Here is a 22,599-nt window from a genome sequence, read left to right as displayed (position 1 = left end):
TTCACGCCGACGGTCAGACTGCCCGGCGCGGAGCGTTGGATCGAGGCCACCTTGCCAGGTGCTCCGAAAGTATTAGCTAGCGGAATGCTGGATTCAGGCAAGGATTCGATTCGCTACCCATCCGGTAGTTGCATTCTCCACAGTTCATCACCCTGTCGCGATTGCTGCCGGTCGGCTCCTCTCATGGTCAGAGCTATTGCCAGGACTGGGAATAGTGATTTGCGGTCCGATATGTCTAGATAGTCCCGCAGCGACTGTGAGGGTGCCGGGAGGCAGGCTGCGATGGATTCGAGCGGTTTGCTGGCCGAGGTGCCCTCGGCTGTGCGGGAATTGGTCCTCGGTCATTGGCCGGAGACCGACGTCGATGGGATGCGTCGTAATGGAGACGCGTACCTGGTGGCTTCCGGTGAATTGACCAGCTCGGCCGACCGCTATGAGACCGAGGCGGCGGGCACGGAGCAAGCTGTCGAGGGCGCCACGTCGAGGGCGCTGGCCGAACGCCATCAGGTGGTCGTGCGATCCATGCGTGATCAGGCGGCGGTGTGTCAGAGCCTGGGCAAGCAGTGCCACGACGTCGCCGATTCGGCTGTGCAGACCCAGCATCTGCTGATCGCGATGGGAATCGCGCTGGCAGCGCAACTGGCCTATGACGCGCTGCTGTTCTTCCAAGGCGGTGGCGCGAAGGCGTTGATCGACCGGATCGAAGCCGAGCAAGCGATGGCCGCTGCGGCTGCGCGACTGGCCGCGGAGGTGGGCGAGCGGGCAGCCGCGGGCGCAGCGCAACGAGCGGCGCTGCACAGCGCTGTCCACGCGGCGAAGATCGGCCTGCTGACCAGTGCCGCGATCAGTGGTGGCGCACAGTTGTGGGATCTGCATGACGGCGTGCGCGAGAAGTTCGACGTGGGCGCCTTCTTGGAAATGCTGCTCGGTGGTGTGGTCGGCGGCGTGGCCGGTGCCGAGGCGGGGCGCAGGCTCGCGCCGCGTGTGCTGGGCTGGACGCGTGGCAGGGCGGCCACTGCTTCGGGCCGGCTGGCCGCGCACTTGGGCGGCACGATGTTGCTCGGTGGCGCGGGCGGCCTCGCGGGCGGTCTGGCCGGCGCGGCGCCCTCGGTGTTGATCCACCTGGATGAGATCCACAGCCTCGGTGATCTGTTCAAGATGGTTCGCGAATCCGCGATCACCGGCTTCGGCAGCGGGTTCGTCGGCGCGGCGGGTTCTGCGATTCGTGTCCACACCGCAGGCCGTAACGCGGTGCGTTCGGAAAGCGACGCGCCTCGACTCGGTCTGCGCCACTACGAATTCGCCTCACACATCAACGAGCTGTTGCGCTCGGGTGAACCACCGCGGGTGGAGACGATCGAGCGGTTCACCACCGAAGGCAAATCGGCGAAAGTGGTGGAGCGGCTGATCTTCCACGACGGCACCGAGGTGATCCACAAGGTGGTCTCCGATCCGCAGCACGCGCACGCGGAATTCCTGAGCTCGCTGGTCGGCGACGCGGCCGGGGCACGGGTGCCCGCGGTGCATGTCATCGGCGACCACGTCTACATGGAGGTCGTGCCCGGCACGGTGGCGGCGGAGGCGTATCCGCGAAGAGCGTTCCCGCCGGAGGTCCTCAGCGGTCCTGCGGGAATGCGCCAGGGTGTCATGGATGTGCTGATACGCATGCCCGATCGCAACAGCGACAACTGGATGGTCGATCCGGCCGGGAACGTGTGGGGGATCGACCACAGCCGCGCATTCGAGAACTTCCCGGACGCACAGTATGTCGCCGGGCCCTTCGCGGAGAACTTCCTGCGCTACGGCGACAACCTCGAAATCCTGTGGAACGACCACGCTCTCACTCGCCCGGAACTGCACGAGATCCGCCGACGAGTCGAAGAACTGAGCCCGGTCTTCCACGCCGCGGGCCACCGGGACTGGTACGACGGCATGCTCCAGCGGATGACCGCGTTGGAGGAACACGCCATCGGTGGCGGCGACCTCCGTCGTGTCACCCCACCCCATGTGGCTGCGCCTGCGCCCGGTGGTGGCGACCCCCCGGCCCCGGCCTCGAGCGCCCACGCTCGACGAGCACCGGACAACAGCCCCGATAGCCAGGGAATTTCAGTGCGGCCACTCGCCGACCGGCCCGCTTGGATACCGGAGCGTGAGGGTAATGGCAACGATTCGGGCGAACCCGGTACACCAAATCGTTCGCCCGAGGAAGAAGGATTCGAACCACTCGACAGGGAACCGGTCGGCGACGGATGGGATCGGTCAGCCGACGACGCCGAGATCGTTTCCGACGAATCCTGGAACCGGCCCGACGACCTGTCGGACGGCGCCGACGTCCTCGAGGCGCTTGATCGGGGGCTGGTGGAGGCCCTGGAGTATCGGCGGCCCGTCGATTGGGGTGAGCTGATGCGAGACAACCGAATCCTGCTGCTCGGCGAGGACCACTCCAACGTCGCCGCACGGCACTTCCTTCAGGAGCAGGCGGCAGCGCTACGCGCAGCCGGCGTAACGCACTACGGCATCGAGGCCCCACACCATCCCGCGATAGACGCGCTCAATGCCGGTCTGCGGCCCAACCTTGCCGAGGTGCGGTTCGGACCCGGCTGGGCGACCTATCAAGAGGTCGTGGAAGCGATGGCCGCGGAAGGGATCAAGATCGTCCCCTTCGATGTCGCGAATCCCGCATCGCCACACGGCTCGGCGCTGCGCGATGTCCGAGAATCCGCCATGGCCAAACACATCACCGAAGTGATGGCAGCGGATCCGAGCGCCAAGATGGTAGTCCTGGTGGGACGCCTCCACATCACGCGGGATCTTGCGGAGTGGGCGAGGACGACCGGCGCATACGGGCATCCACTGGCGGCCCGGCTGACGGATGCTGGCTTGACGACGAGGACCGTGGGCGTATGGGGTGGGAACGACCCGCTCTCCGTCGTCGAACGGGTGCACGCGGCCGACGAGACCTTCATGGCCGACCTACCCCCGCGTAGCGACGCCCGTTCCCGCCCCCCGCTCTGGGAAGCGGACGCCATCCTCCATCTGCGCCAAGGCGAAGGCGCATTCGAGACAGAAGTGGGTGGCTCACGCCTTCCGCCGCAGGAGGGCCGCGCCGTGTCTCGGGCGGCGGCCGGCCCGGAACCGGAAGCGGCCGACCGTGTGCATTACCGGGAGATCGCAACGGACGATGCCGAAGCCGTCCTCGCGCGAGTGGCCGGCGACCTGCGCGCGATGATGAGCGACTGGGGCAATCGTGACCACGTTATCTCCGCCTTGCATCTGGGCAATGCCATGCTCGGTGCGCAGGTCCATCTCACATCGGTGGGCGGTGATTTCCTCGCTACGAAAGCGGGTGAGGCCGGAGAGCGGGTACTACGAGTCGAGGTATCGACCCCCCCTGCTTCGGAACAGCCCCCCGGAGCCAGGACCGAAATACCGGTTGTGGCACTGGCCCTCATCGAGCAGCGACTCTGGGCATTCGCCCACCGATACGGCATGGAGAAAAGCCCTGACGGCAGAACAGTCTTCTGGTTCGAATTGGATGAAGCAGGACCGGATTTCAGTGCCGCCGCTCTCGAGGCGGTACACGGGAGCCGGAGCGAAGGGGCCGCCACGCTCTCGCAACCCGACGCCGCCGAGCAGACGCCGGATCAGCCGGGCCCACAGATGCCCGATGCGCAACGCCCGGCTTCCGACGACAGCGCTGTCAGGGGAAGCGAGAACGATTCAATTGGCTCGAAGGAGTAGGGCACGCAAGATTCGTCTTTCTCGCTCTCGGTATCCGGCCGGCGATTCGGGCGAATGGCCGGAGCGGTGTCGTCGCTCTCGGCGGCCCGCTTCCAAAAAAATCTTGCCGAGATGCGAGGAGCGCTCGGTCGCTATTCGGCTCCGGGCGAACCGTTCCCGGTTTCCCATTCCATCGTGACGTGGAATGCCGCTTTCCCGCTGGCCTTGCCGAGTACCGCCACGAGAGCACCTGCCTCGACGGCCATTTCGCATTCGAATTCGACCGTGAAACGGTTGGGAGCGGCCCGTTTGAGTCCCTGGCCGATGCTGTCGGCGAACTGGCTCACCGAGGCGACCACCTGATCGAGGGAGGGCAGCCTGCTCGCGATCTCGCGTTCGTCGTCGGAGCCGGAGGCCGCGCCGACCGGTTCGGCTCGGACGAACAGTTTTCCGCCGTTGGGCAGACGGACCGGAACGAGTTGTTCCACGGCATCCCCTCTCGCTTCCGCAGTCCCCCAGATGCTATGTCGACAAAGCCTTTCGGGACGAGAATATGCGCATGGCTCAGTCACGGTCGGCCTTGGTCGAGGCGCTGTCGCACGCTGTGCTCGCCTTGGCCGGTGGCGACGAGACCGTCGGCACAGGTTTTTTCGTGGCGCCCGGATTGGTGCTCACCTGCGCGCATGTCGTTCCGGAAGGGCTCGGGACGGTGTCCGCCGTGTGGGCTGGTGAAACCCTCGCTCTCGCTGTCGTTCCCGAGTGGCGGCTACCCTCCGGTCCGGACGGAACCGGACCGGACCTCGCTCTGCTGCGCCTCGAGCGGACCATCGATCATCCCGTGGTATGCCTGGCCTTCGATATCGAACCGGGTGACGAACTCTGGGGTTACGGACATCCCGACGGCGTCTATCGCGCAGGCGATTCGGTGACCTTCCGCGCCACCGGGCCGTCATCGCGCGGAATGCCGGGCGAGGAGGCGGTGCCCCTGCAGCACGTTTCCGACGGTCGTGCCGGCCCCGGCTTCAGCGGTGGTCCGGTCCTCAACTGGCGCACCGGCGCGGTGTGCGGTGTCATGCGGTTCGCCTACGGGCTCGACCGCGGCGTGCCCGGTGCGCGGCTGGTGCCGATGGCCCGAGTCCTCGCCGCGTACCCTTTCCTGGAACCGCCGCAGGCCGTCACCGCCGACCGGCGAGCTTGGTTGCGCCGCCTCGACGACGACCAATTGCGACACGGCGGTTGGCGCTACCCCGGACCCATGCTGCGCGATTATCTGGAATCGGCGCGCGATGCGGCACTCAATCACCCCTACGCCATCGGTGTTCCCGGCGCGGCCCGGCCGCTGCTGTCGGAGGTGTATCTCGACCAGCGGATGGTCCCGTACGCGGCGGTCAACGTCCCCGACGCGAGTATCACGCGAATTCCCGCACTCGCCGTTCTCGACATGGCCGACAAAGTCATGGTCATCAGCGGCCCCGGCACCGGCAAATCGAGCCTGCTGCGGCGACTGACCGCGACCCTGGCCGATCAGTGGCTGCTCGGGGAATCCCCGCCGCCGGTGGTCCCTGTGCGTATTCCGGCGCGTTCGCTCCTGCTGCGCGGCGGACTCGGCGAGGCATTGCGCACCAGTGTCCAGGAGGATCTCGGAACCCGGCTGTGGCAGGGGATTCCGGAAGGGTTCTTCGCCGCACCGCCCATGGCCGAGACCGCCTGGCTCGTCATCGTCGACGGCATAGACGAGGTGATCGACCCCGACGACCGGAAATCCGTTGTGGAGACACTGGCCAGGCTGTGGCGCTCACCGGATCGTGGATATCGCGTCGTCGCCGCTACCCGGCCGCTGCCCAGCGACGAGCTGAAACCGCTCTTCGAACTCGACGCCGCCGCCTACCGGCTCGAACCGTTCACCCTCGGCGATCTCGAAATCTTGTCCTCGGGATGGTTCGCGCGTCTGGGATTGCGGGACGCCGATGCTCTCGCCGAGCGGTTCGTCGACGCCGTGCACGGCAGCGATATCGGTGAACTCGGTGGCGTGCCGCTGATCGCGACCATGCTGGTGCTGTTGTTCGCGGAACGACCGGAGGCCGGGCTCCCGCACAGCCGAACCGAACTCTACGAACAATTCGTCGATCTGCTGTTGGTGAAGATGCATCGCCGTCCGACCAGTGCGCTCACCCAACTACAGACTCGCGTCGAAGGGTGGGGCAGTGAGGCCAGGCATGCCGTCGACCTGCTCATTCAACGCACTCGAAGCGTTCTGGAGTCCGTCGCCCTCACCTTCCGCGAAGGCGGGCACCAGTCTCCGCTGGATTTGGCGGTGAACGTCACCGCCGAGACGAAACCGCCGAACTTCCCGCTCGGTGAATGGCGCGTAGCCGTCCGAGAAGTTCTCGTCCAGAGCGGGTTGATGACCGCGACCGACACCGATCTGATGTTCCTGCACCAGACGATTCTGGAGTTTCTCGCCGCCTGCGCGTTCACCCGCACCAGAGGCGCCGATATCGCACTCGGCCTTACCCCGATCGTGGGTTACATCGACGAGCAGAGGGAACTGGTCGAAGCGCCGAACGACAACAGCTTCGCCCGTTTCGTGTTCAGCCTTTGGGCACGGGACGGACAGGACATCGGCCCTCTCGTGCTCGCCTTGTACGAGCGTGATCCCGACAGCATCTACGCGAACCGGGACGACAGGGGCGACCGGCCACTCCCTCCGGGCGAAGGCACCGGCCTCAGCGCGGTCCTGCTGCGCGAGCGCAACGTGATACCCGAACCCGCGCGGTCGGTCGTCATCGGCAAATTGGTCAGGGCCGCCTTGGAATACGGCCGGATCTGGGCTGCCACCGCCATCGCCTACGCCGACCGGGTGCGTGGTTGCGAGCTGCTGGCCCGGATGGCCTCGATGTCGTCCCTGGCCCTGTATGTCCGGCTGGACGCGGCCAGGGAACTGGCACGCTGGGACCCGGTGGGTGGATCGGAGATCCTCGCGGAATTCGCTCGCGAGGGCCCGGAACTCGGTGGCTACTCCGAATGGCGCTCGATCGAAGGGCCCGACACCTTCTTCTTCCCCGTGCCCGTCGACATCCGGACCGCGCTGTCGACGAAGCTCGACGCGGCCCTGTACCTGGCGGAGGTCGATTCGGCGCGGGCGATCGGCATCCTCGACGCGATGGCTCTCGATCCGGCGCGGCCCTTGCTGGACCGGGTTCGCATCGCGTGGACTCTGCGGGAACTGGACCCTGTTCTGGCCGAGACCCGGTTCCACGAGATCACAGCACTGCCTTCCATCGACGACCCGATTTCGGTCGAGACATTCGTCGGTCTCGCTCGCACGCAGGGCGAGACCGAATCGCGCATGGACCTGCTGATCGCGTGGGCCATGGACCCCACCCGTGACAGCCGCCAACGGTTGATGGCCGCTATCGGCCTGGCGACCATCGACGGTGGCGCGGGTGTCGACGTATTCCGCGCTCTGGTGGGGCCGGTGGGACAGCCGGTGTCCTATTCGATCACCACCACCGCCGACGGCGTGCACAGCATGAGATGGTCAGCCGACCCCGATGTGCTCGAGTCATGGACCGGTATGCCCCTGCACACCGGCGAGGACCTCGTGATCGCCGCGGAATGCCTGGCGGAGCTGGATACGGCCGCTGCGGTCACGACGATGTTCGACCGGCTCGTCGCTATGAAGATCGAGTTACTGCCCGAGCGGTTCGTCGCACTGCTCGCCACACTGGACCGCGCCGCGGCATGCGAAGCGCTGTCGCAACGCGTTTCGGACGGCTTCGGGCACGAGGTGGTGGCAGAGGCCGGACAGTTGGCCGAGCTCGATCCCGCGATCGCCAGGGATGTTCTCATCGAAGCCACGAACCGAGCATCCCTTCCGAAGGTCGAGCTGATTCGGATCCTCGCGGCGCTGGATCGCCAAGCGGCTCTGGATGTCGCCGCCACCATCATCGAACAGAACTTCTTCGATACCACCGTGGAGGATATGGTCGAGCTGCTGGAGGATCTCGATCCGGAACTGATCGATCCGGCTCTGGTCCGCAGGGCGGACTACCACCAGTTCTCCGCATTCAATCAGGTCGATACGGTACGACGTCTGATCGCGCGCGGCTCACCGCACGCCATCCCGTTACTGCACCGCATCGTCGCGAACGGAATCTTTCCCCACATCGTCGCGGAGGCCCGAAGCCTCCTCGCCGGTAGCACAGGAACCCAGCAACCAGCTCTGCCGCCCGTCGCGGCGCCGTTGCTGCTCGACGCTGCCGATCCGCCGAAGGCTCCATGGTGGAGGCGAATTCGACGCCGTAAAGGCGAGTCGGCCTGATAGATCATCCCTATCCGGGCACGTTCGGCGACCTTCGCGTCGAGGGCTCCGATGAACAGTCGAGGGGAGTGTGACGAGTGGGCGGGGCGGCCATGCCGCACAGCGGGCGGTCGCGCGCGAGGACGCCGGAGTATGAGAGTTTGCTAGTTAGATGCTGTTGCCGAAGTGGTGCAGTGATTGCTTGACAAAATCCCATTGATTACTGAATCCGCACGGCAGACTGTGGCGATGCGGATATTTGCCCGATTGTTGCAGGCGGCCGTTGCCGCAGTGCTGGTCGTGGTAGTCGGTCAGGGAGTCGCGGCCGCCCCCGCCGCGAGTGAAGCCCATATTCATCTGCCGTGGCCGACATCTGAGCCGGACGGGGTGCAGGCGTCGGGAGCAGCGCTGGCAGACGGAATCACCGGCACGATGCTGTGGTCGCGACAGCCGAACACGCCGTTCCCGATAGCCAGCATCACAAAGGTGATGACGGCTCTGGTCGTGCTCGACTCCGGCGACCTCGACCGGGCCGTCACCGTGCCGCAAGAGGCCATCGGCTATTGCGCCAGGTACGACGGAAGCAACGCAGGCCTGGTCCCCGGCGAGGTGCTCACCGCGCGGCAACTCCTGTACGCGCTGATGCTGCCGTCCGGCTGTGACGCCGCCTATGCCCTTGCCGAGTCCTACGGCCCCGGTCAAGACGGCTTCATCGCCGGAATGAACGACACCGCGCGTCACATGGGCCTGGCAGGAACACATTTCACCGATCCCAGCGGACTGCCAGCCCCCACCGACCACTCCACCTACTCCACGCCGGCGGACCTGGTGGCCCTCGCTCTGCGCGCGATGAGCCACCCGGTGTTCCGTGACGTCGTCAGATCGCACAGCTATCACGTCCCCGCCGGACCGGGCAACCGCGCTCACCTGTGGCAGACCACGAACCGGCTGCTGCGCGACTATCCCGGCACTATCGGCATCAAGACCGGATGGGCCGACGCCGCGGGAACCTGCCTGCTGTTCGAGACGGTGCGGGCCGGAATACCGCTGATCGGTGTGGTCCTGCACAGCGCATCCGACAGCGACCTCGCCGCGAAGGACGACGCCGAGCGCATGTTGAACTGGGCCTATGACCCGATCCTGAGCGCGCTGCCGATCGGTTAGCGCCGAAGGCGGCAGGCAGGGGACGCCGCCGCGGAGGACCTGATCGGCGTATACCGTCAGTTCGTCGCATCCTCCGCGGCGGCACCTGCACTTTCCGCCGCCGGAAACCGGTCGTCCGCCGGAATTCAGTGCTGACCGGCGAAGTCGCGGATGAGTGCGCCGGTGCTGCCGGGATCTTCGACCATGGGCGTGTGGCCACAGTGCAGGCGCTCGATCCGAATGCCGGGGACGCGGCGATAGTCCTCGAACGAGTCCGGCTGCCAACGCTTGTCCTGCGCGCCGTAGAGCACCATGGCCGGCACCCCGAGGTCGGTGAGCCGGTCCGGTTCGGTCCGTTCCCGCAGGTAGTCGTCCGATGCGGTGGAGGTCGCGGTGAGACTGCGGTAGGTCATGCCACGCAGGTCGGCGACGAACTGGTCGGGGATCTGCACGTCCCGGGTGAACGCGGAGCTCATGGCTTGCCGGAGGACGAAGTCCGGGAGCAGCGGCCACAGCGGCTGCCCGATCGCCGGAACGAACAGCAGGTCGCCGATCGCACCGCTGCCGGTGACGGCGTCCAAGCGGGGGCCGGAGTCGATCAGCATGATCGCCGACACCAGGTCGTCGCGCTGTTCGGCCAGCGAGGTGGCCACGTAGCCGCCGGAAGAATGTCCGACGACCACCGCCCGGCGCACGCCCAGCCGGTCGAGTACGGCCCCGACCCGGCTCGCCTGTTCGGAGGTGCTGTAGCCGCTGTCGGGTTTATCGGACTTGCCGTGGCCGAGCAGGTCGATGCGCACGACGTACTGGTCCCGCAAGGCGGGCAGCACCGGATCCCAGTAGGCGGTCGAGGCTCCCAGCCCGTGCAGCAGCAATGGTTTCGTCCACGGTTGCTCCTTCGATCGATTGGACGTCACCACGTTCGGGCACGACAGCGGGTCGCGTATTGAAGAAATGTCAGCGTTCGCGGCTGCCAATCCCACCTCCACCGCGACATCCGCGAATTCACCGGCACACCCCCCGCCTCCGCAGCCACCGAACCGTGGCTCACCATTGACGACCGAGCCTGGCCGTCCACGACAGCGACGTAGTCCGGCACGTCGGGAATTTCTGCCGGATTCGTTGATCCGGAAAATGCCTTCGCGGATTCACGCCGCCGGGGGATTCGCAGACATGGGCAACGGGGAAACGTCTGGTCACCGTGAGTATCTACCCGATCCGACGGTTGCGTGTGTGCTGGCGCGGGACGGGTCACCGTTCACATATTCGTCGTGCGCTGGACGGGGCGTGGCGAATCGGGGAAGGGTTGCACCGATGAATTCTGGGCGGATCCGCCGTCGTTACCGCTGGATACACCGATAGCGGTGGGCCTGCGCAGGGACCGTTCCAGCGCGGGCGGGAACACAGGGAGGCAATGATGAGCGTCGAGGACCTCGCGCAGGAGCAAACGATCCGGGTCGTGATCCGGCCGCGTGAGCAGGGGGCGCAGTGAGCAGGACCAGGGTCTTGGTGGCGGGGGCGAGTATCGCGGGGCCCGCGCTGGCGCACTGGCTGCGTCGGCGGGGAGCCGAGGTGACCGTGGTGGAGCGGGCCCCCGAATTGCGGCCCGGTGGGCAGGCGGTGGACGCGCGCGGCGTGACCAAGGAGGTCATCCGGCGGATGGGGCTGGACGCGCCGGTGCGCGCGGCCCGCACCGAGACCGCAGGCGCGCACACCGTGGACGCGGACGGGAACGTGCTGGAGACCCATCGCGCGGACGACGACGGCGGCGACGGATACATCTCGGAGATAGAGATCCTGCGCGGGGACTTGTCCCAGGTGCTCTACGACGACACCCGCGACGATGTCGAGTACGTCTTCGGCGACCGGATCGCCGAACTCACCCAGGACGCCGACGGGGTCGACGTGGTCTTCGCGGGCGGCGATCGGCGGCGCTTCGACCTGGTGGTCGGGGCGGACGGGCTGCACTCGGCGCTGCGAGCGATGGTCTTCGGGCCGCGTGAGCGGTTCATCCGCCATCTCGGTCTCGTGCTGGCTTTCTACAGCGTGCCCAACGAGTTCGGGCTGGATCGCTGGTTGATCGACTACCAGGAGTCCGGGCGTTCCGCGGGCCTGCGGCCCATCCAGGACGCCACCCGGGCGATGGCCATGTTCTCCTTCTCCGCGGGGGACTTCGACGTCGACTACCGCGACGTCGCCGCGCAGAAGCGCCTGCTGCGCGAGCGGATGGCCGGGATGGGCTGGTTGACCCCGCGCATCCTCGCGCACCTGGACGACGCTCCGGACTTCTACCTCGACCAGGTCGCCCAGGTGGTGATGGATCGCTGGTCGAGCGGACGGGTGGGGCTGCTCGGGGACGCGGCGTTCAGCTCGTCGCCGATGTCCGGGCAGGGCACCGGGCTGGCCCTGGTCGGCGCCTACCTGCTGGCCGGAGAGCTGGCCGCCGCCGGATGGGACGCGGAGGCCGGGTTCGCCGGATACGAGCGGCGGATGCGCTCGTTCGTCGAGGCGAACCAGGAGATCGGCCGGTTGCACGCGCGTAGCCTCGCCGTTCCCGCGCCGGAGGCCGAGCCGAGCCCCGATTTCGCAGGCGAATGGTTCGCCGAGCTGATCGAACGCGCGCTCAGCGGCGTCGAGCTGCCCGACTACGCGGGAGTGCCGGACTCGGGGGTCCCGGCCGGACCCCCGATCACCTCGTCGGCCAAGCCGTAGGCGTCACCTGACGTGTCGAGAGGGACGACGTTGCGGTACACCGCTCAACGATCCGGTCATGCCGCATACCGCGCTGCACTGGGAGATGCCCTACAAGCGACCCCACCTCGTCTGCCGTATCCCGGTCCGCCCCAGCCCGTCCGGCCGGAGCGGACCCGGGCCGGTTCCGCACGCGCTCAGACCGTCGCGACCGGAGCCCCCGCGCCGGTCGCGACGACCCGGCGACGTCGGCTCGGCGCCAACAGGGTCGGGTGCCTCACGGACCAAGCCGCGGCCGAGCAGATCAGCTCCTTCACGCGGGCGGCCTTGCGACCCACGTCGACCTTGGAGGTCGGCTGATCCTCCTTGGTCACCTTCTGCACGATGGCATCGCGGCGGCCGAGGCTGATGCATTGGCTGTTGTAGCCGATGGGGGCATCGGGAACTGCACGTCCGGTCAGCCGAGCGGCGATGGCATCGGCACCCAGCCAGGCCATCGGGGAGGCGGTGGCGCAGCCCATGCGCAACGTCGCGCCGCCCACTCCCGCGGCGTGCGCGGCATCGCCGACGGCGTAGACCTCCGGATGCGAGACCGAGCGCTGGGTAGCGTCGACGACGATCCGCCCGGCCTCGGAAACGGTGAGCGTGCTGGCGGCCGCGATCGGGTGCACGGCGAAGCCCGCTGTCCAGACGGTCATCTGCGCGAGGATCTCCGCTCCCGATCGGGTGGCCACGCCGTCTTCGGTGACCCTGACGACGTCGGCGTGCTCGTGGACGGTGATACCGAAGCGTTCGAACGCGCCGCGCAGGTGGCTCTGCGCCTTCTCGTCGAGCCAGTCGCCGACGCCACCGCGCGCGGCCATCGCGACCCGCAGATCCGGGCGCGTCTCGGCGATCTCGGTGGCGATCTCGATACTGGTCAGGCCGCCGCCCACGATCAGCACGGTCTCGCCCGCCCGCAGTTGGCTCAGGCGTTCCCGCAGTCGCAGCGCGGCGTGCTTGCTCGCCACATGGTGGGCGTGCTCGACAACGCCGGGCACGCCGAAATCGGCGACGGTACTGCCCAGGGCGTAGACGAGTGTGTCGTAGGCGAGGGTCTCGGTCCCCTGGTCGCCGATCAGTTCGACCGTCTTGCGGTCCGCGTCGAGCGAATCGACCCGTGCGATGCGCACCTCCACGCCGGTGCCGGCGAACATCTTGCGCAGTGGACGAACCGGCAGGTCCTGCCCGGTGGCGAGCTGGTGCAGGCGCACCCGTTCGACGAAGTCGGGATCGGCGTTGACGAGGGTGATCTCGACGTCGTCGCGGTGCAGTCGCTTGGCCAGGCGGCCGGCGGCGGTGGCTCCGGCGTACCCGGCTCCGAGGACGACGATGCGGTGCTTCATGGTGTTGCTCCTGTCTCGGTGGGTTCGTAACTCGAACCGGACAGCCGCACGAATGCTGACAGGAGCAGACTGTGACTTGCGTCACCACAAATCGGGCAGCGGTGCTCCCGGTGTGTAGGTGGCCCACTGTCGAGTGGCGAACGCCAGCTTGTCGGGGTTGACGTGGGCGTGCATGGCGGCGATGCCGTCTGCGGTCACCTCCAGCACCACGACGCCGACGATGCGATCCTGGGCCACCAGGACCAGTGCGGGCCTGCCATTGACGATCGCGGCGAACGGCGTGGGCTTGCCGCCGAGCTTGTCCCACTTGGCGCCCGAAGGTTTGATAGCGAGCCGCACGAACATCGCGATGCGTTCGGCGCCCACGAGCGGCCTGTTCAAGGTGGGGAAGTAGGCGCCACCGTCACCGATGATGGTGGCGTCATCGGTGAGTAACCGCACCAGCTCGTCGGTTCGGCCGCTGACCGCCGCGGCCAGGAATTCCTCCACGATCCGGCGGGCGGCGGTCTCGTCCACCTCGATGCGCGCCCGTTCCACGGCCAAGTGCTGTTTGGCGCGGCGATAGATCTGCTGGCAATTGGATTCGGTGAGGTCGAGCAGGTCGGCGATCTCGTGGTGTGCGTAGCCGAAGGCCTCGCGCAGTACGTACACCACGCGTTCCTTGGCGGTGAGCCGTTCCATGAGCGTGAGCATGGCGATCGACACCGATTCACGCTGTTCGACGGTGTCGGCCGGGCCCAACATCCGGTCGCCCGCCAGCACCGGCTCCGGAAGCCATTGCCCCACATAGGTTTCCCGGCGCGCGCGGGCGGAGGTGAGCTGGTTGAGGCAGAGATTGGTGAGCACCTTGGTCAGCCACGCCTCGTGGTTCTCCACGTAGGCGCGGTCGGCGGCCTGCCAGCGCAGATACGTCTCCTGCACCACGTCTTCGGCGTCGCTGGCCGAGCCCAGCAAGCGGTAGGCGATCGCTTCCAGGCGGCCCCTGGAGCTTTCGAACAGATCAGCCTCGCGCGTGAGCAACATGTTGGTCATAGTCGGCCATGCGCACCGGTCGTGTCCAGCGGGAACAGTTCCCTGGCCGGGCCTGTTCATGGGCCTCGCGCAGGTGCTGGCCGCGACCGGGAACTCGCACTCCCCGACAAGCAGCTCGTGCTTCAGCGCAACGCTCGGAGAATATCCGGTTTCGAGCGGCTATTCCGAGTCCAGCTGACTACGACCTGCTGATCGCACGCGATGTCGTCGCCACTGTTCGATCCTCGGTGCGACGCACACGCCGAGTCCACTGCTCGCGCCACCGAGTGGGGCGATCGTTCGGACCGACGTCCGGGCCTGCCGATGAGCGGACGCCCAACACCCCGCCGCCTGCCCGGTGCGTCGTGATGCCCGGCTCGGGTTCAGCGATTGCTCTGGGGCACTGCCGTATCCGGGTGTCGATCGGAGGCGCGCAGCGGAGCGCCGACGTGGTGCAGGTGTCGCAGCGCCTCGCGGTAAGAGGAGATCAGCCCGGTTTCGTGGTAGGGCACGCCGATTTCGGTGCAGTAGTCGCGGACGATCACCTGGGCGTGACGCAGGTTCGGCGTCGGCATGCTCGGGAACAGATGGTGCTCGATCTGATAGTTGAGCCCGCCGAGGACGAGGTCGGTCAACGCGCCACCCCGCACGTTGCGGGAGGTGAGTACCTGGCGGCGGAGGTAGTCGGGGCGCTCGTCGCCGGTCGAGGTAGGCATGCCCTTGTGGTTCGGGGCGAAGATACAGCCCATGTACAGGCCGAAGAGGCCCTGATGGACAGCGAGGAACGCGAAGGCTTTGTCGGCGGGCAGGACCGCGAACAGCGCGGCCAGGTAGGTGGCGAAGTGGACGAACAGCAGCGCGCCCTCCCATGCGCGGTGCTTGATCGATCGATTTCCGAGCGCACGGACACCGGCCACATGGAGGTTCAAGCCCTCCAGCAGCAGGAAGGGAAAGAACAGGAACGCCTGCGCTCTCCCGATGAGACGAGCCAGACCGCGGCTGGACCGCGCCTGCCGCTGTGACCAGACCAGAATGTCGGGCGCGACATCGGGGTCGAGTTCCTCGTGGTTCGGGTTGGCGTGATGCCGGGTGTGCTTGTCCTGCCACCAGCCGTAGCCCAGGCCGATGCCCGCGTTGCCGACGAGTCGCCCCACAAGCTCCGTCGGCTGCCGCAGCCGGAAGACTTGGCGGTGCGCGACATCGTGCATGACGAGCGCGATCTGCGCGAACGTCACCGCCATGAACCCCGCGACCATCAGCGTCCACCACGAATCGCCGATGAGGACGAACGCCGCCCAGCCGCCTGCGAACGCGACCCCGACAAGGCTGAGCCGGACGGCGTAGTAGACGGGACGCCGGTTCATCAGCCCCGCGTCGGAGATCCGGCGCAACAGACGGGCGTAGTCACCGTCGGCGCCGCGCCGCGGCGACCGTGGAGATGACTCGGGGACCAAGGCAGGTGTCGTCATAGATCTTCCTGAGAGCTGAGCCGGAGACGCCACCTCCGTCCATCGACGCTGTCACCGGTCGACGTCGGTGCCGGGCGCCGATTTCGATACCCCGAAGCTATCGGCCGGATTCTCGTTATTCGTAACCCTCTGGTATGAGATGGAATCGGTCTGCGGGGTGATATTCGAGGTCTACGGAGGACGAGGGCGGCTGACCGGGTATCGGGCAACGCATCCGGGTCGCCGGTCCGGACGTCCGTTCAGGCTGCTGATCGAGCGATACTGACGTTATCGACCCGCGGCGGTGTCGCTGCCCCGCCGTTCCCAGCCGTCCGGACGATAGACCCACCGTTCATCGCTGCCGTCGCGAGATGGGTGAACCTCGCGTGCCACCTCCGCGCGGCGAGTTCTGACCCGCGAACTGATCGAACAGACGCTCAGCTGCCCCGCAGTGACGCCCAGGGGAAACGCCAAGTGCACCACGAGGCCGGTAGCTGCGAGTGCGCGCGTGGCGGGCGGTCACCCGGGCTGCCGGTGCCGCACGGGGGCCGGGAGGTTGGTTCGTGGTGACGGTCAGCGGTTGAGGTAGGCGGCCAGGCCACCGAGTTCCTCGGTGGCGATGAACACCGAACGGACGTTGATGATGGCCTCTTCGACGTGGGTGGTGCAGCCCCAGGCCGAGTCGCCCCACGAATCGGCGATCTTCAGCTCCGCCGGCGCGGTGCAGCCGGCGGTGCCGCCGAGCTGGCAGTGCTCAGGGTGCGGCGTGGTGGCCTGTACGGCAGCCGCGGCTCGTATCTGGGCGGCGAGCTCGGCGGCGGCAGCGGCGCGTTGCTCGGCATCGTCGCGCAACTGGCGTTCGGCGCGTACCGCCTTGATGGTGGCCAGGCGCAGCTCCAGGTGCTGCGCGACCTGGTCGGCGAGATAGCCGAGCACGGTCCTCTGCACCTCGCTCAACTCCCGAGGCACGGCGTCGATCGCGGTAACGGTGCCGAGGTGGTGCCCGTCGGCGGTGACGATCGGGGCGGCGGCGTAGAACCGCAGCCCCAGCTCACCACGTACCAACGGATGATCGAGGGTGCGCGGATCCGTGACCGCGTCGTTGACCACGTACGGGCCCTCGGCGCAGAACGCCGACGCGCACAGTCCCGGTTCCGTGCCGACCTGCGCGACATCATCCAGTCCCTTGGCCGCGGCGAACCAGACCCGGTCGGCGTCGACGATGCTGACCGTGGAGATCGGGGTGCCACACACCGCTGCGGCGGTCGCCGCGATGGTGTCGAACTGGCCGTCGGTTGGAGCGTCGAGGATCTCGTAACGGCGTACCGCGGCTAGCCGGGCGGGGTCGGTGAGGGCGGTTCTGTCAGCGGTGATCGACACGGTGTGGTGCTCGCTTCCCATGGGGGTGTTCAGGCCGGGATAGGGTACGTGGTTGCGGCGGTCATGCCGCATCCGCTGTGGCTGCCGTGATGCCGGCGCGGTCGAGGACTCGGTACACCGTCGGGCGCGACACCTCGAACAGCTCCGCCAGCTCGGCGATGGTGTGCTCGCCGGCGGCGTGCAGTTCGAGCAGGTGCACCTGGCGGGCTTTCGACAGTTTCAGGGCCCGGCCGCGGGGGGATCGAGCAGGCCAAAGGGATGTTGATGCTGGTGTACGGGATCGGTGAACAGCAAGCGTTCGCGCTGCTGCGGTCCTGCTTCGCAACACACCAACGTGCGACTACGCGAACTGGCCGGGCGGATCCTCACCGAACTACCCACCGCGGGCGGGCAAGCCCCACAGCCCCGATACGCGTCGAGCTGAACCGGATCCTGGCCGGACATCCCCCGGCCGATGAAGCCACCCGCGATCGCGCCGAGCCGAGGCGCCCGGTGCGCGGATCGGCTGACCTGAGCACCTGGACACACCGCCGGAGGGATGGTGTTGGAGAACCGATCGATTCTCAATACCCACTGCTGATTCGGTTTGCTCTTCTCGGAATCAGCCGTCGCAGTGGGGATCATCCGGTCATGGCGAAGAAGCTGATTGAACTGGTCGCGGACGAAACGAGCCGGACCCCGGTCGATCACGCCCGGCAATGGCCGCCTCGATCCAGGTGACGTGCTGATCTCCACCGACGACTGGTCCCACGAACGGGCAGAACGTCGGCCTTCACAGCGTTGTCTGCACGGTCGTGTCCGTATCGAACGGATCGGTGGAAGTGAGTTGCCAAGCCACCCTGTGGCTACCCGATGGGCAGATGACGGGTCAGGGCATGGTGGTAGATCCCGGCACGCCCAGCAAGGCCGAGTACGACATCGCGATCACTGGAGGCACCGGCAGCTACAAAGCAGCCCGCGGCTACATCCACGTCGAGGTCATCTCCGAGACGAGCACCAACCTGACCGTTCACCTCAACTGACGTCCCGGCGAGCTGCTTGGTCCAGTAGCAACCGCTTGCGATGTTGGAACCGATCGGTTCTCGACATTCCCGCGGGTTTCATCCGGAATAGGTGATCCCTGCCTCCCAGAGGTGCTCATAACCTTGTGGTTGAGCGCCGCGTAGAGGTGGGGAGCCACTGGGCGGGTCTGCCGTGTGCACTGACCCGTTCGACCGGCTCACCGCGACACGGCTCCGGGGACTGTTGCGTGATCTGGCCGGGTTCGTGTCATCGACTGCCAGGCAGTGCACGATCTCGTTGGAGGGGAAATGACCAGAACCGATCCACAGGAATTCTCCACTCTGCTCGACACCATCGCCCAGGGCCACAGCGCCGGCGACGGCACAGTTTCGGTGGAGTCCTCCACTCTCATCCCCGAGGTCAGAACGGCGAATGTTCCGCAGGAGGTCAAAGACGCCGTTCAACCGGCCGAGACCGGCATGTTGGAGCAGCTGCGCCACACCGACGACGCCGCGTACGCGTACGCTCAGCGCGTCCTCGCCGGTGACATCTCAGGCGAACAATTCGAGGACCTGATCAATCAACTGATGGAAAGCGCCCAAACCCAGTTCATCCAGCTGCAGGACTCGACCAAGGCAGCACTCAGAAGCCTCGGCAGCCAGCACCCCGACTGGCAAGGGGTGATCGTTTCCGTATTCGAAGCGGTCACCAACCTGCAGCTCAACCTGCTGACAAAGGAGTTCGACTTCCTTCAATCGCTGATGTCGCACACGCCCCAGCAGGCAGGTCAGGTGAACGGATTCTTCAGCGACTTGATGCGTCACCTCGTGGACGGGTGGAGCCAGATCGTGGGGTGATACTGGCAGCTGGGCGTGGGCTCGGGTGTGCCTGTGCGGGTTCGCGCCACCGGCTCCTTGTGTGACGAGCGCACAATCGAAGGAGGAAGCGAATGACCAAAGCTGAGCAAGATCTCGAGGTCGAGCAGTATCCGATGTCCGTCGCGTCGGAGGCGACCGAACGTGCCTCGATCGGCTGGTACAAGTTGCACAACGACTCGGACAGCCCCGTCGCCGCCGTGGTAGCAAACGGCCGAGATGGGGCCCGCCTGAGGGTGATCGTGATTCCGCCCGGTGACACCAGTGGCCAGTTCGATGACGGTAGCCACGTATTCTTCTTGTGGGCTTCCTGGGCTTCAGAGGTGTACGAGTGCGCCACCGGCACAGTCTGGGCACACTTCCATGGGGACTTGCGGGGGAACCAGGTGAACAACGTGAGTTCGTTCCAGTAGCCGTGACCAGGGGTCCTGGCTTGGCCGGGACCCCTGGTCGCCAGCGGGGACGGACGTATCCCCCGCCCTTAAGGGTCCAAGTCCGCGGGACTGGCGATAAGCCACCACAGATAATTTCGCGAGTAGGTAGCACCTGTGGAGAAAAGACCGGGCTCACCGACAGCGAACTGGCCTTCTTAGACGCCCTGGGCTCCAATGAGTCGGCGCGCCTAGCCATGCAGATGAGACGATGCGGGCTATCGCACACGAGCTGACCGCCATCGTTCGCGAGGATGCGAAGACAGACTGGAACGCGAACCGTTACGAGATAAGTAGAAGTATCCGGACGAGTTGAAGGCTCGAGCGGTTCGCTTGTATCTGGAGTCGGACCCGAAACCGACTTGATCCGTAAGCTCGCCCAGCAGCTCGGGGTGCATCACGAGACGCTGCGGAACTGGATCCGCCAGGCCGATACCGGCCAGCGACCGGAACCGGCGTCCGCTGATCTGGCCGAGGAAAACAAGCGGCTGCGTAAACAGGTGGCCGAATTGGAGCGTGTGAACGACATCCTGCGGTCTGCGAGTGCGTATTTCGCCTCGGAGCTCGGCCAGACCCGGAGGTGATCGTGCGGTTTGTGAAGGACAGCCGGCACCCGGTCGAGCTCGTATTGCGGGTGCTGGGTATCGCCTCGTCAACCTATTACTGGTGGTGCAAACGTCTGCAACAGCCTTCGGCGCGGCAGATCGCCGACGAGGCGTTGCTGGCCGAGATCGTCGATATCCATACCAGCTCCGGCGGCACTTACGGCTCTCCCCGCGTGCACGCGATGCTGGCACGGCGCGGCATCCCGGTCGGCCGCAAACGGGTGGAGCGGGGGGATCGGTGCGGGTGTTGGGTGCCGTCGGGTCGGAAGCGGATTCAGTTACTGGCACTGGTGGCGTTCCTCTGACCCGTGTAGACAGTCGGCGGATATCGCTACCGAATTTCAGCCTTGCAAGGTGGCGATGGCCTTCTCGATGCGCCGTTGACGCGTGTCGGGCTTCTTCGCGCTCTCGATGGCGTGCACGTGCTCGCGCTTGCGGCTGTAGGCAAGGTCGTCGTAGGCGGCGCGGGCGACGGGGTCGGCGTCCAGAGCTTCGGCGAAGTCCGGTGGTTCGACGACGACACGAGGCTCGGTGTCGAGTTCGACCTCGACCTCGATTTCCTCGCCGATCTCGACACCCGCGGCCTGCCGGTTGTCGTTGCTGAGGCCGAGCAGGTAGCGACCGCGCATGAGGGCGACCCGGCTCTTCCAGGAATGCCCGTTGATCGTGATCGTCACCGGTGGCCGCGCGCCCTCGCCGAGCGCGGCCACCACCTCGGGCGGAACTTCCAGGCCACGCATGGGCTCGGGCGGTTCGACGTGGGTCCGGAACTTCATGAGCCTTCTCCTGCTGTTCTGCCGCTGGTCAACTTGTGGGCTCAGGCCGTGGTTTCCCACGTGAACCCGTCCGGGTCGGTGAACGAACCAAGGCCGCTGTCCATCACGATGCGGTGCGATCCGCTGCCTTCCGGCGACATCCCGGCGTCCTTGGCGGCGGCCTTGCGCGGATACATCGCCAGGGTCACCGGCGAACCCGGGTTGGCGAACTCGGCGTACTTGCCGCCGAAGCTCTTCGCGACCGTGAACCCGCGATCGACGTAGAACTGCTTGCTGGCCTTGACATCTGCCACGCCGAGCAGCAATACCAGGTTGTCGATCTCGCGAGTGAACGGCCCGACGTCCTTCTTGTTGGAGGTGTCGACCTTCCAGATCGTGCCTTCGGGTGCTTGCAGGACCGCGCCGTATCCCCACAGGCTCTTCTTGGCCGGTTTGACGATGCTGAACCCGGCTGCGACGGCGGTGATGACGAGGCTGTCGACCGCGGAGGGCTGGGAGACGACCAGCGACAGCAGGAATCCGCGGAATCCGGTGCTGGGGGTCAGCGAGGCGCGGAACCCGATCCGGTCACCGAGCCCGAAGGCGGACTCGTAGATCGCGGCGGCGGCTCGGGGGTCGGCCACTTCGAGTTCGATGGTGATGTCGGTGCTGGTCTTCGTGGTGATTTCCATGTCCATAACGATAGGAACGGGCCACCCCGGCGCCATCCGTGCCGACCACGGAACCCACCACGGAGAATTCAGTAGGTGGTTTGTTGGTGGACCGCGGCGGCCCTGTCTCCATGACCGAGCAGAAGACCTTCGGGTCGTGCGCATGGAAATGACGTCGCTCCTGGGAATCGGATCTGCGAGGCCGCGATCTCACGGGTGTCGTGCTGACCCATACGTAGATCGCAGGCGCTCGCGTGAACGCTGCCTGGTTCTATCGGCCATCTGTGACGTCACTCATCGGTGGATGTTGGCGTCAGTCGGGGTCGGGAAATGTTCGTACCGGCGAATTTTGACGTCGTGATCTTGGTTGCGGTGCGAGGATCGGTGTGCTTGGTCTCGGGTCCGGTCCTGGTGGAAGTGAGCAGCTGTCGCCTCGTCAGTCGAAGGTCGAGCTGTATGCGGGGGTTCGGGCAGAAAAGTCACGCGAGCAGTTACCGCGGACCGGTCTCTCGTTCTGCCTGGGTTTCAGGTGTCCAGCATCCCTACAGAACTATTCATAGGGCTTAAGCATAACTGCTGTGTGGCGTGGTCTAGGCTGCGGTCTGCTCGACGGATCTGTCCCACCACCTGCCGACACCGAAAGGCACACATAGTGGTTCGTGGAAGACTTTTCGCTTCGATACTCGCGTTGACCGCCGCCGTACTGGTCAACGCAGCCGGACCGGCCAGCGCAACGACCAGCATATGGATCGGGAGAGCGTTCCCAGACGCACACGGCGACTACAGCTGGTGGGTCGTCGCCGAGATCACCTACGTCTGCGAACCCGGCCAGGCCAACGCCCTGTGGGTCAAGGTCGAGTCCGAACGGTTCACAAGCCCGGAAGGCCAACCCGTCCGTATGAAAGACGAGGCGCTGGATCGGGTGACCTGTGACGGCGAATCTCGGCAGACGAAGGTCAGGGTGCCATTGGGCTACGACTACGGCGAGGGCCCGAATCGCGCAGATGCTCACGACGGCGACGGCATTGAACTCATGACGTATTACTACGATGGCCGTGCGGTCGAGATCACCGCCGCGTTCGCCTACCTGCCGCCTGACGCCGAGGACATGAGCCAGGTCGAGATCCATAACGACACCACCGAAAACCGGAGCCTGACTCTGACTCAGGAATAGTCCTC

At 66.4% G+C, this 22,599-nt stretch carries 20 protein-coding genes and 1 pseudogene; 11 read left to right on the top strand and 10 right to left on the bottom strand.

From position 1 onward, the window contains the following. The first annotated feature begins 282 nt into the window (after positions 1–282). Entirely contained in the window at positions 283–3,741 is a 3,459-nt protein-coding gene (locus NNI01S_RS31010; protein WP_063024771.1) for a TraB/GumN family protein, read from the top strand. Between the two features lie 131 nt (positions 3,742–3,872). Here the strand turns inward: NNI01S_RS31010 and NNI01S_RS31005 are convergent, their stop codons facing one another. Continuing rightward, positions 3,873–4,208 carry a CU044_2847 family protein gene (locus tag NNI01S_RS31005; protein ID WP_063024769.1) on the bottom strand — a complete coding sequence of 112 codons (336 nt, stop codon included), beginning with the start codon at positions 4,206–4,208 and terminating at the stop codon, positions 3,873–3,875. 71 nt (positions 4,209–4,279) lie between these two features. Between NNI01S_RS31005 and NNI01S_RS31000 the strand changes: the two genes are divergently transcribed. Then, positions 4,280–8,044 carry a serine protease gene (locus NNI01S_RS31000; RefSeq protein WP_169813048.1) on the top strand — a complete coding sequence of 1,255 codons (3,765 nt, stop codon included), beginning with the start codon at positions 4,280–4,282 and terminating at the stop codon, positions 8,042–8,044. A 147-nt stretch (positions 8,045–8,191) separates the two neighbouring features. On the opposite strand, the gene NNI01S_RS35540 is transcribed toward NNI01S_RS31000, so the two are convergent. After that, positions 8,192–8,380 carry a hypothetical protein gene (locus NNI01S_RS35540; protein ID WP_169813044.1) on the bottom strand — a complete coding sequence of 63 codons (189 nt, stop codon included), beginning with the start codon at positions 8,378–8,380 and terminating at the stop codon, positions 8,192–8,194. Here NNI01S_RS35540 and NNI01S_RS30995 point away from each other — a divergent pair. Then, on the top strand, positions 8,315–9,187 hold the full coding sequence (locus tag NNI01S_RS30995; protein ID WP_281180708.1) for a D-alanyl-D-alanine carboxypeptidase family protein: 873 nt from the start codon (positions 8,315–8,317) through the stop codon (positions 9,185–9,187). The genes NNI01S_RS35540 and NNI01S_RS30995 overlap by 66 nt on opposite strands. 125 nt (positions 9,188–9,312) lie before the next feature. Here NNI01S_RS30995 and NNI01S_RS30990 read toward each other — a convergent pair whose 3' ends face one another. Then, entirely contained in the window at positions 9,313–10,083 is a 771-nt protein-coding gene (locus tag NNI01S_RS30990; RefSeq protein WP_245676439.1) for an alpha/beta fold hydrolase, read from the bottom strand. Positions 10,084–10,654: 571 nt separating this feature from the next. Here NNI01S_RS30990 and NNI01S_RS30985 point away from each other — a divergent pair. Further along, positions 10,655–11,878 (top strand): FAD-dependent monooxygenase, encoded by a 1,224-nt coding sequence (locus NNI01S_RS30985; protein ID WP_063024766.1) that lies wholly within the window; start codon positions 10,655–10,657, stop codon positions 11,876–11,878. Between the two features lie 176 nt (positions 11,879–12,054). On the opposite strand, the gene NNI01S_RS30980 is transcribed toward NNI01S_RS30985, so the two are convergent. The 5 genes from NNI01S_RS30980 to NNI01S_RS36630 form a co-directional block, all read right to left on the bottom strand. Next, positions 12,055–13,242, bottom strand: a complete 1,188-nt coding sequence (locus tag NNI01S_RS30980; protein WP_063024764.1) for an NAD(P)/FAD-dependent oxidoreductase — start codon at positions 13,240–13,242, stop codon at positions 12,055–12,057. An 81-nt stretch (positions 13,243–13,323) separates the two neighbouring features. Next, a complete protein-coding gene (sigJ, locus tag NNI01S_RS30975; RefSeq protein WP_063024816.1) occupies positions 13,324–14,265 on the bottom strand; it encodes an RNA polymerase sigma factor SigJ in 942 nt (313 codons plus the stop codon). Positions 14,266–14,636: 371 nt separating this feature from the next. Then, positions 14,637–15,722: a fatty acid desaturase family protein gene (locus NNI01S_RS30970; protein ID WP_063024762.1), complete on the bottom strand. Its 1,086-nt coding sequence runs from the start codon at positions 15,720–15,722 to the stop codon at positions 14,637–14,639. Between the two features lie 552 nt (positions 15,723–16,274). Further along, complete coding sequence (locus NNI01S_RS33155; RefSeq protein ID WP_218019285.1) at positions 16,275–17,081, bottom strand: GAF domain-containing protein; 807 nt, start codon at positions 17,079–17,081, stop codon at positions 16,275–16,277. 61 nt (positions 17,082–17,142) lie between these two features. Further along, positions 17,143–17,409, bottom strand: coding sequence for a helix-turn-helix domain-containing protein (locus NNI01S_RS36630; RefSeq protein ID WP_084489436.1), 267 nt, complete (start codon positions 17,407–17,409; stop codon positions 17,143–17,145). On the opposite strand from NNI01S_RS36630, the gene NNI01S_RS36625 reads away from it, so the two are divergent. The 6 genes and pseudogenes from NNI01S_RS36625 (at position 17,340) to NNI01S_RS30940 (ending at position 20,299) form a co-directional block, all read left to right on the top strand. Further along, a complete protein-coding gene (locus tag NNI01S_RS36625; protein WP_084489432.1) occupies positions 17,340–17,801 on the top strand; it encodes a hypothetical protein in 462 nt (153 codons plus the stop codon). The two genes, NNI01S_RS36630 and NNI01S_RS36625, sit on opposite strands and share 70 nt — an antisense overlap. Positions 17,802–17,845: 44 nt before the next feature. Then, positions 17,846–18,103: pseudogene (locus NNI01S_RS35015) on the top strand (allene oxide cyclase barrel-like domain-containing protein); the annotation flags it as partial. 288 nt (positions 18,104–18,391) lie between these two features. After that, positions 18,392–18,940: a hypothetical protein gene (locus tag NNI01S_RS30955; protein ID WP_063024758.1), complete on the top strand. Its 549-nt coding sequence runs from the start codon at positions 18,392–18,394 to the stop codon at positions 18,938–18,940. A gap of 92 nt (positions 18,941–19,032) precedes the next feature. Beyond that, positions 19,033–19,371 carry a hypothetical protein gene (locus tag NNI01S_RS30950; RefSeq protein ID WP_063024756.1) on the top strand — a complete coding sequence of 113 codons (339 nt, stop codon included), beginning with the start codon at positions 19,033–19,035 and terminating at the stop codon, positions 19,369–19,371. Between the two features lie 380 nt (positions 19,372–19,751). Beyond that, the gene (locus NNI01S_RS30945; protein ID WP_084489431.1) at positions 19,752–19,973 is read left to right on the top strand and encodes a transposase; all 222 of its coding nucleotides are present in this window, start codon (positions 19,752–19,754) and stop codon (positions 19,971–19,973) included. A 2-nt stretch (positions 19,974–19,975) separates the two neighbouring features. Then, positions 19,976–20,299 carry an IS3 family transposase gene (locus NNI01S_RS30940; RefSeq protein WP_169813045.1) on the top strand — a complete coding sequence of 108 codons (324 nt, stop codon included), beginning with the start codon at positions 19,976–19,978 and terminating at the stop codon, positions 20,297–20,299. A 36-nt stretch (positions 20,300–20,335) separates the two neighbouring features. Here NNI01S_RS30940 and NNI01S_RS30935 read toward each other — a convergent pair whose 3' ends face one another. Both NNI01S_RS30935 and NNI01S_RS30930 read right to left on the bottom strand, forming a co-directional pair. Continuing rightward, the gene (locus tag NNI01S_RS30935) at positions 20,336–20,770 is read right to left on the bottom strand and encodes a YdeI/OmpD-associated family protein (RefSeq protein ID WP_063024752.1); all 435 of its coding nucleotides are present in this window, start codon (positions 20,768–20,770) and stop codon (positions 20,336–20,338) included. 41 nt (positions 20,771–20,811) lie between these two features. Next, positions 20,812–21,441 carry a VOC family protein gene (locus NNI01S_RS30930; protein WP_063024815.1) on the bottom strand — a complete coding sequence of 210 codons (630 nt, stop codon included), beginning with the start codon at positions 21,439–21,441 and terminating at the stop codon, positions 20,812–20,814. Positions 21,442–22,108: 667 nt separating this feature from the next. On the opposite strand from NNI01S_RS30930, the gene NNI01S_RS30925 reads away from it, so the two are divergent. After that, positions 22,109–22,594 carry a hypothetical protein gene (locus NNI01S_RS30925; RefSeq protein ID WP_063024750.1) on the top strand — a complete coding sequence of 162 codons (486 nt, stop codon included), beginning with the start codon at positions 22,109–22,111 and terminating at the stop codon, positions 22,592–22,594. Positions 22,595–22,599: the final 5 nt, after the last annotated feature.

It is taken from the genome of Nocardia niwae NBRC 108934 = DSM 45340 (genome assembly GCF_001613465.1).
Classification (GTDB): Bacteria; Actinomycetota; Actinomycetes; order Mycobacteriales; family Mycobacteriaceae; genus Nocardia; species Nocardia niwae.
Note: the sequence above shows the minus strand (reverse complement) of the source record. Positions and strands in the feature narration are given on the sequence as shown.

What these genes read in the sequence shown, in the direction of transcription:
- NNI01S_RS31010 (WP_063024771.1), top strand. Translation starts at nt 283, where the DNA reads ATGGATTCGAGCGGTTTGCTGGCCGAGGTGCCCTCGGCTGTGCGGGAA.
- NNI01S_RS31000 (WP_169813048.1), top strand. Translation starts at nt 4,280, where the DNA reads ATGGCTCAGTCACGGTCGGCCTTGGTCGAGGCGCTGTCGCACGCTGTG.
- NNI01S_RS35540 (WP_169813044.1), bottom strand. Translation starts at nt 8,380, where the DNA reads ATGAATATGGGCTTCACTCGCGGCGGGGGCGGCCGCGACTCCCTGACC.
- NNI01S_RS30980 (WP_063024764.1), bottom strand. Translation starts at nt 13,242, where the DNA reads ATGAAGCACCGCATCGTCGTCCTCGGAGCCGGGTACGCCGGAGCCACC.
- sigJ (WP_063024816.1), bottom strand. Translation starts at nt 14,265, where the DNA reads ATGTTGCTCACGCGCGAGGCTGATCTGTTCGAAAGCTCCAGGGGCCGC.
- NNI01S_RS30970 (WP_063024762.1), bottom strand. Translation starts at nt 15,722, where the DNA reads ATGACGACACCTGCCTTGGTCCCCGAGTCATCTCCACGGTCGCCGCGG.
- NNI01S_RS36625 (WP_084489432.1), top strand. Translation starts at nt 17,340, where the DNA reads ATGTTGATGCTGGTGTACGGGATCGGTGAACAGCAAGCGTTCGCGCTG.
- NNI01S_RS30955 (WP_063024758.1), top strand. Translation starts at nt 18,392, where the DNA reads ATGACCAGAACCGATCCACAGGAATTCTCCACTCTGCTCGACACCATC.
- NNI01S_RS30950 (WP_063024756.1), top strand. Translation starts at nt 19,033, where the DNA reads ATGACCAAAGCTGAGCAAGATCTCGAGGTCGAGCAGTATCCGATGTCC.
- NNI01S_RS30935 (WP_063024752.1), bottom strand. Translation starts at nt 20,770, where the DNA reads ATGAAGTTCCGGACCCACGTCGAACCGCCCGAGCCCATGCGTGGCCTG.
- NNI01S_RS30930 (WP_063024815.1), bottom strand. Translation starts at nt 21,441, where the DNA reads ATGGAAATCACCACGAAGACCAGCACCGACATCACCATCGAACTCGAA.